This is a genomic window from Oryzicola mucosus, assembly GCF_014534685.1.
Lineage (GTDB): Bacteria > Pseudomonadota > Alphaproteobacteria > Rhizobiales > Rhizobiaceae > Oryzicola > Oryzicola mucosus.
Genome location: NZ_JACVVX010000004.1, coordinates 26,386 through 41,484, shown reverse-complemented (window position 1 = coordinate 41,484; position 15,099 = coordinate 26,386). Strand labels below are relative to the sequence as shown.

At 62.5% G+C, this 15,099-nt stretch carries 12 protein-coding genes; 6 read left to right on the top strand and 6 right to left on the bottom strand.

Annotated elements, in window-relative coordinates; genetic code table 11:
• The first annotated feature begins 106 nt into the window (after positions 1–106).
• From ICI42_RS13490 to wecB, 5 genes are all read left to right on the top strand, one after another.
• On the top strand, positions 107–1,753 hold the full coding sequence (locus tag ICI42_RS13490; RefSeq protein ID WP_188165119.1) for a GMC oxidoreductase: 1,647 nt from the start codon (positions 107–109) through the stop codon (positions 1,751–1,753).
• Positions 1,754–1,942: 189 nt separating this feature from the next.
• The gene (locus tag ICI42_RS13485; protein ID WP_188165118.1) at positions 1,943–3,490 is read left to right on the top strand and encodes a GumC family protein; all 1,548 of its coding nucleotides are present in this window, start codon (positions 1,943–1,945) and stop codon (positions 3,488–3,490) included.
• Positions 3,487–4,335 carry a CpsD/CapB family tyrosine-protein kinase gene (locus tag ICI42_RS13480; RefSeq protein WP_230980353.1) on the top strand — a complete coding sequence of 283 codons (849 nt, stop codon included), beginning with the start codon at positions 3,487–3,489 and terminating at the stop codon, positions 4,333–4,335. The genes ICI42_RS13485 and ICI42_RS13480 overlap by 4 nt, the downstream gene beginning before the upstream one ends.
• The gene (locus ICI42_RS13475) at positions 4,332–5,291 is read left to right on the top strand and encodes an ExeA family protein (RefSeq protein ID WP_210317235.1); all 960 of its coding nucleotides are present in this window, start codon (positions 4,332–4,334) and stop codon (positions 5,289–5,291) included. The genes ICI42_RS13480 and ICI42_RS13475 overlap by 4 nt, the downstream gene beginning before the upstream one ends.
• Before the next feature lie 93 nt (positions 5,292–5,384).
• A complete protein-coding gene (wecB, locus tag ICI42_RS13470; protein ID WP_188165117.1) occupies positions 5,385–6,587 on the top strand; it encodes a non-hydrolyzing UDP-N-acetylglucosamine 2-epimerase in 1,203 nt (400 codons plus the stop codon).
• Here the strand turns inward: wecB and wecC are convergent.
• From wecC to ICI42_RS13455, 3 genes are read right to left on the bottom strand one after another with little or no spacing between them, the layout of a single operon-like run.
• The gene (gene wecC, locus ICI42_RS13465) at positions 6,543–7,799 is read right to left on the bottom strand and encodes a UDP-N-acetyl-D-mannosamine dehydrogenase (RefSeq protein ID WP_188165116.1); all 1,257 of its coding nucleotides are present in this window, start codon (positions 7,797–7,799) and stop codon (positions 6,543–6,545) included. The genes wecB and wecC overlap by 45 nt on opposite strands.
• Before the next feature lie 33 nt (positions 7,800–7,832).
• Positions 7,833–8,636: a WecB/TagA/CpsF family glycosyltransferase gene (locus ICI42_RS13460; RefSeq protein WP_188165115.1), complete on the bottom strand. Its 804-nt coding sequence runs from the start codon at positions 8,634–8,636 to the stop codon at positions 7,833–7,835.
• A 19-nt stretch (positions 8,637–8,655) separates the two neighbouring features.
• Positions 8,656–9,879, bottom strand: a complete 1,224-nt coding sequence (locus tag ICI42_RS13455; protein WP_230980352.1) for a hypothetical protein — start codon at positions 9,877–9,879, stop codon at positions 8,656–8,658.
• A gap of 280 nt (positions 9,880–10,159) precedes the next feature.
• Here ICI42_RS13455 and ICI42_RS13450 point away from each other — a divergent pair, with 280 nt between their 5' ends.
• Positions 10,160–11,161 (top strand): glycosyltransferase family 2 protein, encoded by a 1,002-nt coding sequence (locus tag ICI42_RS13450; RefSeq protein WP_330999168.1) that lies wholly within the window; start codon positions 10,160–10,162, stop codon positions 11,159–11,161.
• Here the strand turns inward: ICI42_RS13450 and ICI42_RS13445 are convergent.
• The 3 genes from ICI42_RS13445 to ICI42_RS13435 all read right to left on the bottom strand — a co-directional run bounded on the left by ICI42_RS13445 (position 11,138) and on the right by ICI42_RS13435 (position 15,098).
• A complete protein-coding gene (locus ICI42_RS13445; protein ID WP_210317233.1) occupies positions 11,138–12,334 on the bottom strand; it encodes a glycosyltransferase family 4 protein in 1,197 nt (398 codons plus the stop codon). The two genes, ICI42_RS13450 and ICI42_RS13445, sit on opposite strands and share 24 nt — an antisense overlap.
• Complete coding sequence (locus ICI42_RS13440; RefSeq protein ID WP_188165113.1) at positions 12,331–13,545, bottom strand: GNAT family N-acetyltransferase; 1,215 nt, start codon at positions 13,543–13,545, stop codon at positions 12,331–12,333. Before ICI42_RS13440 ends, ICI42_RS13445 begins: the two co-directional genes overlap by 4 nt.
• Before the next feature lie 95 nt (positions 13,546–13,640).
• Positions 13,641–15,098 carry an O-antigen ligase family protein gene (locus tag ICI42_RS13435; protein ID WP_188165112.1) on the bottom strand — a complete coding sequence of 486 codons (1,458 nt, stop codon included), beginning with the start codon at positions 15,096–15,098 and terminating at the stop codon, positions 13,641–13,643.
• Position 15,099 lies beyond the last annotated feature (1 nt).

The following is a 15,099-nucleotide window of genomic DNA, read 5'->3' as shown; positions in this document are numbered from 1 at the left end:
CGCAATTTATTGATTATCCAAGGAAACATAAACACATCAAAAAGGATTAAGTGAACGATTTTATATTTCACTGTATTTTGAGCTTGTTTTTGAGGGAGAACAAAAAATGACTATCAAAAGGCTGCCCGCCGTCCTTGGCGGCAAGGCAGATGTTTTGTCGCCGATCTGCATCGTAGGTGCCGGCGTTGCCGGACTTCTCATGGCGCACCGCATCGCGCGATCCGGTCGCAAGGTGGTCGTTATTGAAAGCGGCGAGGAATTGTTCGATGCCGAAATTCACAAGCTCAACCAGATCGAGGAGGCTGCACCCCGCTATTCCCGCGCGCTGACCGGGCGCTACAGGGGACTGGGCGGGTCATCCAGCCGATGGGGCGGGCGCATGATTCCCGTCAGTGCGCATGAATCCGGAGACCGCAGCTATATTTCTCAGGCGAAATGGCCGTTCCCCGTCGAACAACTCGCGAAATATGAGTCAGATATCGAGCGGCTGTTCGAAACCGGCTCGGATTCTTATGAGGACATAAGCAAGTCCGCGCCTCGGATCGCTGCTGCCTTTCCCGATCTGAAAGCGTCCATGACGCCACGCTGGGCCAAATGCCCGACCTTCAAGAAATGCAACATCGCGACCGTGCTCATGACCGATCTTAAATCGATGAGCTCGCTTGAGATCTGGCTCGGCGCCACCGTGTGCGATTTCGAAGTCGACAGCGCGAGCGGTCGGCTGACCGGACTTGTCGCGCAAAGCGTCAACGGTCGGAATCTCACCGTACGTGCCGAACGCTTTGTCGTCGCGGCCGGCACCATCGAAAGCACGCGTCTTCTGCTTTTGTTGAAGGAGCGCACCGATGGCTACGCCTTCCGGCGCAGCAACGTGCTCGGCCGCTATTTCCAGGATCACCTCAAGGCGGAGGTGGCAAAGATCGACCGCGCCGATGCTACGACCACCAACCGGCTTTTCGCGCACCGTTTCATCAAGTCCGTGCGGCGCGATCTGCATCTCGAATTGTCGAAGGCCGCGCAGACGCGGGAAGGAGTCTCCAGCGCTTTTGCCTATGTGTCGATGGATCTCGCGGGCAGCCCGCTACAGGACATCAAGAACATCGCCCACGGCCTGCAGAAGCGGCAGGTCGCCGCCGCCGATCTCTGGCGCGTATCCCGGAACATCGGCTTGCTTGCCCGTTCGGCCTATTGGCGCGTTCTGAACAACCAGCTCTTCGTTCCGGGTGACATCGACCTGCGGATGCTCATCTGTGTCGAACAACTGCCGCAATGGAGCAATCGGATTACGCTCGGCAACGGCCGCGACCGTTTCGGCTTGCCCAAGGCGCTGCTCGAATGGGCGCCGACCGAGACGGACGAGCGCACGTTTCGCGCGGCGGTCTCCCATCTCGATGCTTATTGGCGCCATGCCGGCTTCGACCGGACATGCCCGCTGATCTGGATGAATGGTATCAGGGACGCGTCGAGCGCGATCATCGACCGCTCCGAAGCCTGTGCCCACCCCTCCGGATCGACACGGATGGGCACGAATCCGGCGGAATCCGTCGTCGGCCCAGACCTGTCCTGCCATGATGTGCCGAACCTATCTGTGCTCAGCGCCTCCGTCTTTCCAACGGCGGGCAGCGCCAACCCGACCTTCACCATCATGAAGCTGGCCTGTTGGCTTGCCGATTCCTATCTCGGAACTGTGAAACAGAGCGAGCGGGTGGTCGTGCCGGCGCGCATGACCAAGGCTGCGGCGATGGGCGTTTGAGCCATCGCCGCAGCCACGATCTACATACCCTGATCTATAGGGTGAATGATGCAGACCAAATGGACTAGCCGGGCTTAGACCGACTGACGGTCAACGCTCCCATCGGTTGTCTATCAACCGCATTGCGGAAATCCGAGAATGTTCGGGCCGGCAAAAGACTGGCGGCTCCTTGATACGGGCGGGTTTGCAATGGGCGACTTCGACCTTCGCTTCTATTTATCTATACTGGTGAGAAGGCTTCCATATCTTGTCGCCATCATCGCCATCTTCACCCTGGGCGGTGTGGTCGTGGCGCTCGTCTTGCCGAAGACGTACCGTGCCACCGCCCGGCTTCTGGTGGAAGCGCCGCAGATTCCGCTCGACATGGCGAAGTCCACGGTGCCGACAAGCGCTGTCGAGCAATTCCAGATCATCGAGCAGGATATTCTCACCGAGGACAATCTTCTGGCCCTGGCCAACCGGCTCGAAATCTATGGCGCGTCGAAACTGTCTGACGAGGACATAGCCGATGACATGCGCGAGCGTATCCACATCGATCAGGTGCGTCCCGAAGGCGTTCGGGACGGACCGGTAGCGACGGTTTTCGACGTCTCCTTCGATTCGCGCGATCCCGTCCTGGCTGCCAAGGTCGCCAACGATATTGTCGCGTCGATCCTCAGTCGGAACATGCTGGCGCGGACCGACAAGGCGGAAGACACCGCCAAGTTCTTTAACGGTGAGGTCGCCCGGCTTGGCTCGGAACTGAGCCGTCTGGAGGCCGAGATTCTGAAATTCAAGAACGCCAACAAGGACGCATTGCCCGACAGCCTCGACTTCCGCAGGAACCGGCTGAGCAGTCAACAGGAGCGGCTGTCCCAGCTCGAGCGCGAGGAAGCGCAGCTGCAGAGCCGACGCAACAAGCTGATCGAGATGTTCGAGACCACCGGCGGCGTTGCCAGCGCCGTGCCCGTCACACCCGAGCAGCAGATGCTGCGCGACATGAATCGCGCCCTGGCGGAGCAGATGACTTTGTTCTCAGAGGACAGTCCGAACGTGGTCGCCCTGCGTGGGCAGATCGCGGCCCTGCAAACCCGGCTGCGCGCGGCGAGCGAGGCCAATGGCGGCGACAAGACAGGCTCGACGGAGCTTGATTTCCAGCTCTCCGACATTGACGAGCGCCTGCGCTTCATCGGTCAGGAAAAGGTCCGCATCGACCAGGATCTGAACAATCTGGCCAAATCAATTGCCGCGACCCCCGGCAACGACACGGTGCTCAATGCGATGGAACGCAATCGCGCCAGCATCCAGTCCCAATACACCACGGCAACCGCGATGCTGGCGCAAGCCTCGACCGGCGAGCAGATCGAAATAGGCTCAAAGGGCGGGAAAATTTCGGTGGTCGAGGCGGCAAAGGCGCCGCGTGCCGCTTTCAGCCCCAACAGGCGCCGCATCGCCGGCGTCGGTCTCGCGGCGGGGGTGTGCCTCGGCTTCGGGCTCATCGTCCTGCTCGAACTGCTGAACAGGACGGTACGGCGTCCATCCGAACTGACGCAACTGCTGCAATCGCGTCCACTTGCCACGATCCCCTATGTCGAGAGCTCCGATCGCAACGGCTCGGGCTGGACGCGTTGGCGGCGTGGGTTCGCGCTCGCCGGATGCATGACTGCCATGATGCTCGGCCTTTCGAACACACCGCTGGGTGCGCACAAATCCCCAACCGCCATCGAAGCCTCCAGAGACGGGATTGTGCTGCTATGACGATAGAGCAAGAGATGGTCCGGAATTTTCTGCAGAACGACAATCAGGAACGCATCCGTACCGCGTTGCAAAAGGCGAGGGAGCAACGCGAGCCGGCGGTCGCAAAGGATCACGCCGCGCCTGCGTCGGCAGTGCCGCAGACCAAGCCCGGCATATGGGAGAAAATCCCCAGCATCGACCCCATAGCTGCGCTGGGCAAGAACCGGCTCGTCTCGCTTGGCCCTTCCGCGCCTGCGCTGGCCGCCTTCGATATTCTGCGCACAAACGTGCTGCACCAATTGCGCCAGAACAACTGGACGTCCGTGGCGATTACGTCGCCGACCGCCGCCTGCGGCAAGACAACCGTCGCGCTGAACCTGGCTTTCAGTCTCGCACGGCAGAAGGACTGCCGCACTGTGCTGTTTGATTTTGACCTTCGCAGACCGAGCATCGCCTCAGCACTGCGTCAGAAGAACCCGCCCAGGATCGTCGATTTCATCCGCGGCCAGCATGGCATCGAGGACGCCTTCCTGCGCTACGACGACAATCTGGCGATAGCGTCGAATTCGCGACCGGAGCGGCTCTCGGCCGAGCTGCTGCAAAGCCCGGAGATGCCGAAGACGCTGAAGGCGGTGAAACAGGCCTTGGCGCCCGACGTCATGGTGTTCGACCTGCCGCCGATGCTGTCCAACGACGACGTCATGGCATTCCTGCCCAATGTCGACTGCGTAATCCTCGTCGCCGCGGCCGAGGCCACCACGCTGGCCGAGGTCGATCTTTGCGAAAGCGAGTTGGCGTCCCAGGGCCATGTGCTTGGCGTGGTCCTGAACAAGTGCCGGTACATGCCGGACGAGTATGGATATTGAACGACGGAGGTACGACGTTGCACAACTGGCAAGGCATGATGCCGCAACACGCGATTTTCGCACCGCGCCAACCGGCCGGCGATGGCGGGTATGAGCCGATGGCAAGCCGCTTCCTGATCTATTCGAAGCATTTCGGACTGACGGGCAGGCCGTTCAGCCTGGTGCCGGACCCGAATTTCATGTTCTGGTCGGCCGTCCACAGCCGGGCCTATGCGATGCTCGAATACGGCCTGGCCACCTTCGCGCCGATCACCGTCATCACCGGCGAGATCGGCGCCGGCAAGACCACGCTGATCCGGCACCTGCTGCGCGCGAGCCCGCCCGACCTGCGGATCGGCTTGGTGTCCAACGCCCATGGTGCGCGCGGCCAACTGATGCACTGGGTGCTTTCATCGCTCAATCAGGACGTTGAGGGATGGCACCCCTATGTGCACCGCTTCCGTCAGTTCGAGGCGTTCCTGCGCTCGGAAAAGGCGGCGGGCCGCCACACGCTTCTGATTTTCGACGAAGCCCAGAACCTGTCGGAGATCATGCTGGAGGAACTGCGCTGCCTGTCCAACATCAATTGCGAGAATGACGAACTGCTGCAGATCATGTTGGTCGGTCAGCCCGAACTGAACCAGATCATCACCCGCCCGCGCATGCTGCAGTTCGCCCAACGCGTCTCCGCCCAGTTTCATCTGTCCGGCATGACCTCGTCTGATGCGGTTGCCGATTACATCGCCCATCGTCTCAAGGTTGCCGGGACGACCCGTGAAATCTTCAGTCCGGAAGCCTGCGAACTGGTGTTCGCGGCGAGCCGTGGCGTTCCGCGGGTCATCAATCAGATTTGCGACTACGCCCTGGTCTATGCCTTCGCAGAGGATTCGACCGTGGTCGGTCCCGATCTGGTACGGCAGGTCATAGCCGACCGCAAGATCCAGTCGCTGACTTCTTCGCCCACGCCCGACCGCTAGCTCTGGGCAGGGCCCCGGCCGAAGCGCGCCGACCGAAGCTCACGACGCGCGCGACCGCTACTATCCATGTCAACCAACGTAAGGGATTCCGGCATGCGCAAGGTTCTCGTCGTTTATGGAACACGTCCCGAAGCCATCAAGATGGCGCCGCTCGTCATGGAAATCGACAGGTCACCGCATTTGCAGGCGGTAGTCGCCGTCACCGGCCAGCACCGCGCCATGCTCGATCAGGTCAACACACTGTTCGGCATCGTCCCGTCCTACGATCTCGACATCATCACGCAACGCCAGCGGCTCGAGGACATCACCATCCGCGTGCTCGACGGCGTGTCCACGGTCATCGCCAAGGAGCGTCCCGATGCCGTGCTCGTGCAGGGCGACACCACGACCTGTTTCGCCGCTGCACTTGCCGCCTTCTATCACAAGGTGCCGGTCGTCCATCTCGAGGCAGGTTTGCGCACGCGCAATCTGTACGACCCGTTCCCGGAGGAACTCAACCGGCGCCTGACCACGCAACTGAGTGCCGTGCATCTGGCGCCGACCGCCAATTCCAAGGCCAATCTTGTGCATGATGGCATCGCCGATGACGATATCGTGGTCACTGGAAACACGGTGATCGACGCGCTGCTGGAAGTCGCGAGCCGCAATATCCCGGCCGCCAACTCCGATCTCGCCGCTATTGGCAACCGGCGCAGCGTTCTCATCACAGCTCACAGGCGCGAATCCTGGGGGGAGCCGATGGCCCGCACCGCGCGCGCCATCGCGCGTCTGGCGAAGGCGTTTCCGGAGACGGTCTTCCTGCTGCCGGCGCATCTCAATCCGGTTGTCCGCGACATTCTCCTGCCGCCGCTGGCCGGTCATGAGAATGTGCTGATCACCGCGCCGCTGGACTACAGCGATTTCATCCGCGTCATGCATGATTGCGCGATCGTGCTCACCGACAGCGGCGGCGTGCAAGAAGAAGCGCCTACATTCGGCAAGCCGGTTCTGGTGCTGCGTGAAACGACGGAGCGGCCGGAGGCCGTGGTCGCCGGCACGGTCAGGCTCGTGGGCACCGATGAGGAGCGTATTGTGCGGGAAGTCAGCCTGCTTCTGTCCGACGCGGAGGCCTATCGCAGCATGGCGCTGGCGGCCAATCCCTATGGCGACGGTTATGCGTCGTACCGGTCGGTGAAAGCCATCGAACACTTCTTCGGCTTGGGCGAACTGGCCGACGAGTTCGCCCCAGATGTCACGCTCCGCCGCGAGCGCTCAGCGCCAGACGCCGCGCGTGTCATAAGCGACTTTGCCGCCTAGACGGGTATGGCGGATTGCCTTGAAGGGCTCGTGCTCCACCAGGAGCACGACGATATCGGCGCGGTCGACCGCCTGATGCACACCTTCCAGCTTCACATTGGCCAGATCAGCCAGCGTCTTCGGCACCGTATCGACGAACGGGTCGCAGACCAGGATGTCGACCTCGGGCAGGGCCTTGGCGATGAGTTGCACCACTTCGATAGCAGGGCTTTCTCTGATGTCGTCGACATTGGCCTTGTAGGTCAGGCCGAGGCAGGCAATCGTCGGTGAGCGGAAGCGCTGCGCCTTGGCCGCCACCTGATCGGCGATGTGGTGCGGGATGCTGTCGTTGACGTTGCGCGCAGCCCGGATAAGCGGCGAGATATGCGGCGCGGCCGAAATGATGAACCATGGATCGACGGGAATGCAGTGACCGCCGACGCCGGGGCCTGGCGTCAGTATGTTGACGCGCGGATGCCTGTTGGCGAGCTTGATCACTTCCCAGACATCGATATGCAACGCCTCGCTGATCATCGAGAGCTCGTTGGCGAAGGCGATGTTGACGTCGCGATAGGCGTTTTCGACCAGCTTGGCCATTTCAGCACTTGCCGCATCGGTCAGCAGGATCTCGCCCTGGGCGAAGACGCGGTAGATGGACGCCGCGCGCTCGGCACAGCGCCGGGTCAGGCCGCCGACGACACGATCGTTGGTGATCATCTCGATCATGATGCGCCCGGGCAGCACCCGCTCCGGGCAATGGGCGATGAAGACATCGGCATTGGGTTCGCCGTCATGCGGCATCTTCAGGTCGGGACGAAGTGCGCCGATCCATTCGGCGATCCGTGCCGTCGTTCCGGGCGGGGAGGTGGATTCCAGCACCACGATGTTGCCCTGCCGCAGGCGTGGCGCGATCTGCTCGGCCGCTGCCTGCACATAGGACAGGTCGGCCGTGTGGTCGCCGTTGAACGGCGTGGGCACGGCAATGATGTAGGCGTCGGCTTCCGGCGTTTCGCTGGTGGCCTTGAGCCTGCCCATCGCCACCGCGCCGCTGACGGCGATTGCCAGATCCGGTTCCACGAACGGCACTTCGCCGCGCGACACCGCCTCGACGATCCGTGGATTGATGTCGACGCCGATCACCTCGACCCCTCGGGTTGCCAGCACGACTGCCGTCGGCAGGCCGATATAGCCCATGCCGAGGATCGCCAACCGCCCGTTGAAAGCAGTATTCATCGCATTGCTCCGTTGTATGGATAGGTCTTGAGCCTAGTGCAGCAGGCCGCGCCTGCCGCTTGGAAAAGCTGTCCGGCTTGTCGTCTTGAAGGCTCGCGTTGGAAACACCAGCTCGCGCGCCGTCATGTAGAGGAAGGCCGTGTTGGTGGAGAGATAGCGCCACCACAGCCGCCGCGGCTCCTGCAGAACGCGATAGGCCCATTCCATGCCCAGCCGCTGCCAGCGCTCCGGCGCGCGGGCCGTGATGCCGGCCATGATGTCGAACGATCCGCCGACCCCGTGAAGGATTGGAACTCCAAGCGAAGGGCCATGGGTGCCGAGGAAGATTTCCTTCTTGGGCGAGGTGATGCCCAAAAACAGCATGTCGGCGCGAGAGGCTTTGATCTCGTCGGCGATGTCGTGGCTTTCGGCTGTGCTGAAATAGCCGTGGTGGCTGCCGGCGATCCTGAGCCCCGGGAAGCGTTGCTGCAGCCGTCGCTCCATTTCCGCCAGCACATCCGGCTTGGCGCCGAGCAGATATACCGAGCGCCCATCCTGATGGGCGAGCGCCAGAAGCTGCTCGAATAGGTCGATGCCGGTAATGCGTTGCGGCAGTGGCCGGCGCAGCAGCTTGCTGGCCCAGACGACCGATTGGCCGTCCGCCAGCATGATGTCGCAATCCATCAATGAATTGCGCAACAACGGGTCCTTGTGCAGGTTCACCACCTTGGCCGCGTTGAGCACGCCGAACAGAATCCTGCTGCGCGTGACCAGTGCCGTTCGGCACCGGTCGATCACGTCTTCCATGCGCATGGCATCGAGATGGATGCCGAACAGCAGATGTCGCTCCGTCTTCATAACGCCCCCCAGGTTTCGGTCATGAAGCGCCGACGGCCGGCCTGTTTCGAAGCTGTTCGACGGCGCCGCCGCCCAGCCAGCCATAGAGCATCCAGCCGAGTTCATAGGGCCGGCACTCATAGTCGATCTGGTTTGGCGGAAACATTGTATCGAGGCCCGGCGCACGCAGACCACGCCGCAGCGCAGTGGTGGCCGCCGAAATCGCCCGTACCGCCTTCTTCGATTCCCGACGTGCGACCTTGCGCCAGATGACGTTGTGGGTCTCGTCGACCATCGTTTCGGAGACTTCCGGGTGCCGGTCGAGCCAGGACAGGCCCTTGATCATCGCATCCATGTAGTCGCTCCCGCCCGCTTCCCGCAGGTCGAGCAGAGCCATGGGACCCATGGCATGCTGATGGACGCTATAGACGGGATAGCCTTCGACGACGCTGCCGTCGCGAATATCGTAGTGCCACCACCATTGCCCGGCATCGCCCTGCAACTCGCAGATACGCGCAGCACACGCTTCCGCCGCGCCCAGCGCGGCACGGTCGTTCTCGGCCACGAACAACCGCGAAAGGCCCTGAATGGCATAGACCTGATCGGCGAAGCAGCCGATATGCGCCCGAAGGCGGCCGAGCGAGGACGCGGGCAGGCGATGCGGGAACAGACCCGATTCCGCCTGCGCCTGCAGAAGCCTGTCGCGCGCGAGCCGCGTCAGTTCGGCCGTATCGCCCAGATTCCGCGCTCCCACCGCAGCCAGAAGCGTCCAGGCGCAGTCGACCGTGGCTATGGGCTGGCCCGACCGCAGCAATGCCGTCAGGCGGCTGATCAGCGTGCCGGCATAGATGTCGGCCGCTTCCGCCGCCGTCCAGGCGGCCAAGGCGATGGCGCCTGGGTCTTCCGAGGTTTCAGCGCGCGCCACCGTTCCGTTGACGAGGTCCAGCGCGGTGCGTCCGCTCAGGATGGCACGTTGCTCCTCGACATCGAGGCAGGACAGCCCGAGTGCCACATTGATGGCATAGCGCAGGCTGTCGCCTTCGGGCCTCACCTCCATGCCGTCGATGATCTTGACCGCCCGCACCGTGTGGGCGAACGAGCCGTGCCTGTGCATTTGCGGAAGTCCGCGTTTTGACAGGTCGAGCAACTGGTCGAGCCGCACCCGCATGGCGGGCGATACGGCGCCGAGCGCCTCGCGCCGGCAGAGCGGCGCCACCTCAGGAGGCTGGAAGATGCCGGGACTTTCTTGAGCGATGCTTTCCAAGGGGAATCTCCTTGTCCCTTCGAGTTTGGGCCATGGTCAGATGCTAGGAAATCTGCCCGAATAAGCCATTTCCCTGAAAGGATGACCGAGGTTGCAGGCCAAGGGAGGATAACGGTTCGATCTACTCCGTTGGGACTAATCCGCCACCAAATGACGTCCCTGTACTGACTTAAGGAGCGTATCGCCTACGCCGCGATCATCGTTGCGGGCCGTATGGCGGTCGGCGACTATCCTCGCAAACGCTGCGGCAAATACTTGCCGGTCCAGGGGAGAGATGATCGTGAACACCTCCGAAGCCAGTGCGGCGCTGCTTTTGCACGATGCGAAGGTCATCTCTCTGTCCGAGCGGGTGCCGGCCAGTTTCTCGCCCTTCGCGGTTGTCGTCGTGACCTACAACAGCGCGGCGGTGCTTGAGGGGCTGCTGGATTCGCTGCCCTCCGGGCTGGCTGGCGCTGGCGATTTCACCGTCTACATCGTCGACAACGATTCGCATGACGAGTCCGTCAGGATCGCAGAGGCGCATTCGGTACGGCCGGTGGTCATCCGCATGGGGCGAAACGCCGGCTATGCCGCAGGGATCAATGCCGCTTTGGCGCGGCTTGACCCGTTGGCCGATGTGCTGATCCTGAACCCCGATATCCGGCTGCATCCAGGGGTGGGCAGGGAGCTTCGCTGCCGGCTTCAAGATCGCGCGATTGGCGTTGTTGTTCCGAAGATCATGAACGATGACGGCAGTCTGAACCGTTCGCTTCGCCGCCAGCCTTCCGTCGTTACCGCCTGGTCGGACGCGCTTTTCGGCTCGAAAGTCGCCGCGCGGTTCAACCTGGGTGAGGTCGTCGCGGATGCGGCCGTCTATGATCGGGGCGGTGCCGCCGAATGGGCGACCGGCGCAATCCTGATGATTGCCGGCCACGCCCGGCAGCTGGTGGGCGACTGGGACGAATCGTTCTTCCTGTACAGCGAAGAGGTCGACTACCTCGAACGCATCCGCCACAGCGGCCTATCGGTTTTCTACGAGCCGCGCGCCAAGGCGGTCCATATCGGCGGAGACTATCAGGACAATGCGTTTCTCTCGGCGCTGATGACCCGCAACAGGATCCGCTACCACCGCCGCCACCATGGAGCGCTCGCGACGGCATTGTTCAGGCTGAGCATCATAGTCGGCGAAACGATGCGCTTCACCCTCGGCCCAGGCCATCGCGCGGCGTTGCGGGCAGCCATCGGTCCTATCGAGTGGTCTGGGGTCGAAGGCCCGGCCTCAACGCGCGATCTGGCCGTATAACGAATCCATCCGGTCCAGCTTGGCCGTCCAGAGGGCCGTGTCCGTCACATGCGCATGGGCTGCCTTGCCCATGTCGCAGCGCAACTTGCGGTCAGCCGCCAGCCTGCGGATGGCACTGGCCAGATCGCTCGCAAGCGCCTCCGGCGTCGACACCGCAAGTTTGATCGCGCACCGGTCCGAGGTCGCGCTTCCAGGGCCGCCGCGGTCGACGACGATCAGCGGCAAGGAAAATCCCATGGCTTCCAGCGCCACATTGCCGCCGGGCTCGCGATAACTCGGGAAGGTAAAGATGTCGGCCTGACGATAGAAGTCGCGCACTTCCGGCTTCGATTTCCAGCCATGGAAGAAGACGCGGTCGGAAATGCCCAGAGACCTAGCGAGATTTTCGCATTCGCCTCGTTCCGGACCTTCGCCGACGACATCGAGTACGACATCGACGTCCTTGATCAGGCCCATGGCGCGGACGAGATCGCGCACGCCCTTGGTGCGGACCAGCCGTCCGACATAAAGCAGGCGAACCGGCCCGGTTCGGCCCGATCTGTCGATGGGCGGCGGAATGTCGTCGAGACCCGTCTCGCTCATGATCTCGAAGCGGCGCAGCGGCACCTCCGCGAGCTGACGTTGCACATAGTCGGCGATGCCCAGAACACAGGCGGCGTTGCTGTAGGTAGAGCGCAGCATCGGGTCCCAACGCAGACGATAGCCGTCCAGTCCGCGCAGCGCCACATACCAGCGCCGGCTCGTATCCTCGCCGGTAAAACCGGCCGGAGACGACAGCCCGCCGCCGACAGGCCCCATCAAAAAGGGTATGCCCAGGCCGCTTGCGGGCGAGGGGTAGCGCATGGCGACAGGCACAGGCTGATGCACCAGATCGAAGCGTTCGCCGCGCGCAAGCGCTTGCTTGATCCATTTTCGGGCGCGGAAATAAAACGGCACATAGCCGGGCTTGAGCATGCTGTTGAAGCGTTCGGCGCGGCCAAGCAGCCGCGGTTCGGTCCATTCGATGATCCGCATCCCGTCGAGCTGCTCTCGGGCCGGACGGGCGCCGCGCTTGTGATAGGTCAGCAAGGTGACATCGTGCCTCGCTGACAGGCGCTCAGCCCATTGGTGGGCGACCCAGGCCTCGCCGACATCCTCGCCATTGCAGGTCGGCGCGATCAGCAGGAGTTTCATGATACGGTCGAAGCCTTGGATTTGCCGCGACGCCAGCTTGCCTTGAGCCGCTGCCCCCAGTCGGATTTTTCGAGGAAATGCTTCGCCTTGATGTTGATGTAGGAGAGTGCCGACGCGGCCATGACGACGCAGACCGGCCATGGGCGCGGGGCTGCGATGAGAATTTCCTGTTCGGTGCGGGTCCGATGGCCGAAGGACGATTTGTATTCGGCGTCGCCTTGTCCGTAATCCAGGCAGAAAATCGCCGGGTCGGCGCAGATATCCTGCAGCATCCGGAACATGGTGATGCGGCCGACGGAGTCTTTGCCGAAGTCTGGATCGAAACCTGGCGTGCCGATGAAGAACGTGCCGGCATAAGCGGTGCCGTTCCAGAACGAGATGGGCCTGTCACCGATATAGAGCATCCAGCAATGATGCCACCCCTTACGAAGGCCGAGTTCTATCAAGGCGCGGTTCATCGGCGTGTTCATGAAGCCGACGCCGAGCCGCCGCTGATAGGACTTGGACGCGACCGTCTCCATGTCCCGAAAGAGCTCTTCGGCCTCTGCCGGCTCGCGAAAATGTCGAATGCGAACGGCGTCGCCATATTTCTCCGTGAGCAGCCTGTCCTGCTTTCGCCAGGTCGCGCGCGTCTTGTTGGAACGGCCTTCAAGAAAGATCTCCAAGGACTCGGGGATGTTGGATGTCCAGTGCACCGACTTCGGCAAATGGTGCGCCTTTCGCATCCACGGTACCGCCACAAGCGCGGCACGGTGCAGCGTCCCATGGGAATCGACGTTGCGCATCAGAAGAAGGTCGGCGTCGCCACGGTCGAGCGACTGAAACAGATGCGACAGAATCAGCTCTTCGTCGGCGCGGTTTTCGGCACCGAGAATACCCCCGAACGTTGCCACAAGGGCGCGCAGACGAGGCCGCCACAGCGTGCGATAGCCCAGGCGGAAGGGGACGGGCAGGTTCTCCAGCCGCGTTATGGCCATGAGGCTGGGCAAGCCCTCGCGCTTCAAGCACACCACATGCGGACGGATGACCTGATCGGCATATCGGACGACGGTGAGGAAATAGTCGAGCTGGGAGTCGACTTCGGTGGCGCCCGTCGCCTCCCATATGTCGCGCAGCGCTTCCACGTCTTCAACTGTCTTAGCGACGATCAACTGCTGCCGCACGGGCCGCGCGGTGTTGAACTCCCCATGACTTGGAACACGCTCGAGCATCTGGTTTCCCCGCGAGGCTTCCCTGAAAACTACGCTAGCGGCGAGCGGGCGAACACCGCTGCGAATGGTGGTCGCGGACGTAGCCGGATCGGCAATTAGCGGTACGCCCGTCTCCCGCCGCTTAAATCCGCTTCGACGCTGTCGCCCGCGCGCATCGCCTTGCGCGTTTTAAGCGCCGCCGGAACACTGTCCTTGACGTCGAGGATCCAGCCGCCGCTGCCAAGCAGAAACAGGAACAGCACATAGGCGGAGTTCCAGAAATAGACCGTCCAGCCGACCATGAAGAAGCCGGTCATCGAGATCAAAAACGCCATCCGATAGGCGGATGCCCGATCGTCCAGCCCCTTCTTCATCGCTACCGTGATAAACATGGCGAAGAAGCCCGACATCATGAAAAAGCCTGCCAGAAAGCCATGTCGGACCGCATCGACGATCCAGAACATGTCGATGCTGAACGACATCCAGTCCGGCCGCTCCCATTCGTTGAAGCCGACGCCGAAGAGCGGGTTGTTCATCACCGACTCGGACCCGAACCGCCAGATCGCGACGCGAAGCCAGGCCGACGATTCGTCGAAGGAGAAGTAGGAGATGAAGATGACCGGCACCGACCGGTTCGACAGCAGTTCGGCCGAAACAGCGGCCAGAGCGACGAAGAAAATCAGGATCTTCCAGCGCGCTGCGATGCTGCGCATCACCCAGTTCCAGCCCATCAGCATGATCTGCGCCGCAAGCGCGGTAATCGGTCCTGCCGACAACGACAGAAATGCCGCGAGACCGACAAGACCGGTGGGCGTCCAGCGGCGCAGGAGGCTTTTCTGATAGCCCAGCACGATATGGGTCATCGCCAGGATGCAGCCGCAGCCGACGCCGAACAGGATAGGATGCTCGAAGACGCTCTGCACGCGCCGCAAGCCCCAGCGCGGTTCCATGTCCACCGGCGGTGGTGTCGGCAAGATCTTCGACAGCACCTCCATCAAGCTGTTTTGGCCCGAAACGCTCTCCAGAATGGCGAAGGGCAGCAGGACGAGCACGACCTTGAACAGCAGGCGCACCATGGCTTCGAAATCGTCGGCGCTGCGGATGCAGCAACGCGCCAAAAGATAGGCGCCCATCGTCTCCATGAAGATGATGCCGGCGGGTTGGATCGCGAAGGCGAAGCCGTGAATGGCGATGATGGCGATGAAACACCATAGGCAGTAGCAAACGAGCAGCAGGTCTGCCAACCGGATCGGCCCGGCCTTGCCCCGCAACCAGCCGACCAGCGAGGGCACAAGCGTGGCGAGAAGCACGAAGCGGTAGACCGACATGCGCACTGGGCCGATTGCGATGATCCAAGGCACCGGTAGCGATATGATAAACAACACCGCCGCCCAGTGCAGATGCCGGGCGTTGGTGACGGTCGCCGCGGTCCGCCCCGCCATGCGGCGGATGGGGCCTCCGGACTGAGCGGTCGCGTCGGCGTCGGACGGGCGTTGGTCGACCAGCCGCGCGCGGCGCATCGCGCGTTCGTTGAAGCCTGCCGTCCCTGCCGGCTGTATCGCCCGCGCGCGCATT

Excerpts from the sequence above, each read along its gene's own strand:
- ICI42_RS13490 (WP_188165119.1), top strand. The coding sequence starts at position 107 with ATGACTATCAAAAGGCTGCCCGCCGTCCTTGGCGGCAAGGCAGATGTT.
- ICI42_RS13485 (WP_188165118.1), top strand. The coding sequence starts at position 1,943 with ATGGGCGACTTCGACCTTCGCTTCTATTTATCTATACTGGTGAGAAGG.
- ICI42_RS13480 (WP_230980353.1), top strand. The coding sequence starts at position 3,487 with ATGACGATAGAGCAAGAGATGGTCCGGAATTTTCTGCAGAACGACAAT.
- wecB (WP_188165117.1), top strand. The coding sequence starts at position 5,385 with ATGCGCAAGGTTCTCGTCGTTTATGGAACACGTCCCGAAGCCATCAAG.
- wecC (WP_188165116.1), bottom strand. The coding sequence starts at position 7,799 with ATGAATACTGCTTTCAACGGGCGGTTGGCGATCCTCGGCATGGGCTAT.
- ICI42_RS13460 (WP_188165115.1), bottom strand. The coding sequence starts at position 8,636 with ATGAAGACGGAGCGACATCTGCTGTTCGGCATCCATCTCGATGCCATG.
- ICI42_RS13445 (WP_210317233.1), bottom strand. The coding sequence starts at position 12,334 with ATGAAACTCCTGCTGATCGCGCCGACCTGCAATGGCGAGGATGTCGGC.
- ICI42_RS13440 (WP_188165113.1), bottom strand. The coding sequence starts at position 13,545 with ATGCTCGAGCGTGTTCCAAGTCATGGGGAGTTCAACACCGCGCGGCCC.
- ICI42_RS13435 (WP_188165112.1), bottom strand. The coding sequence starts at position 15,098 with ATGCGCGCGCGGGCGATACAGCCGGCAGGGACGGCAGGCTTCAACGAA.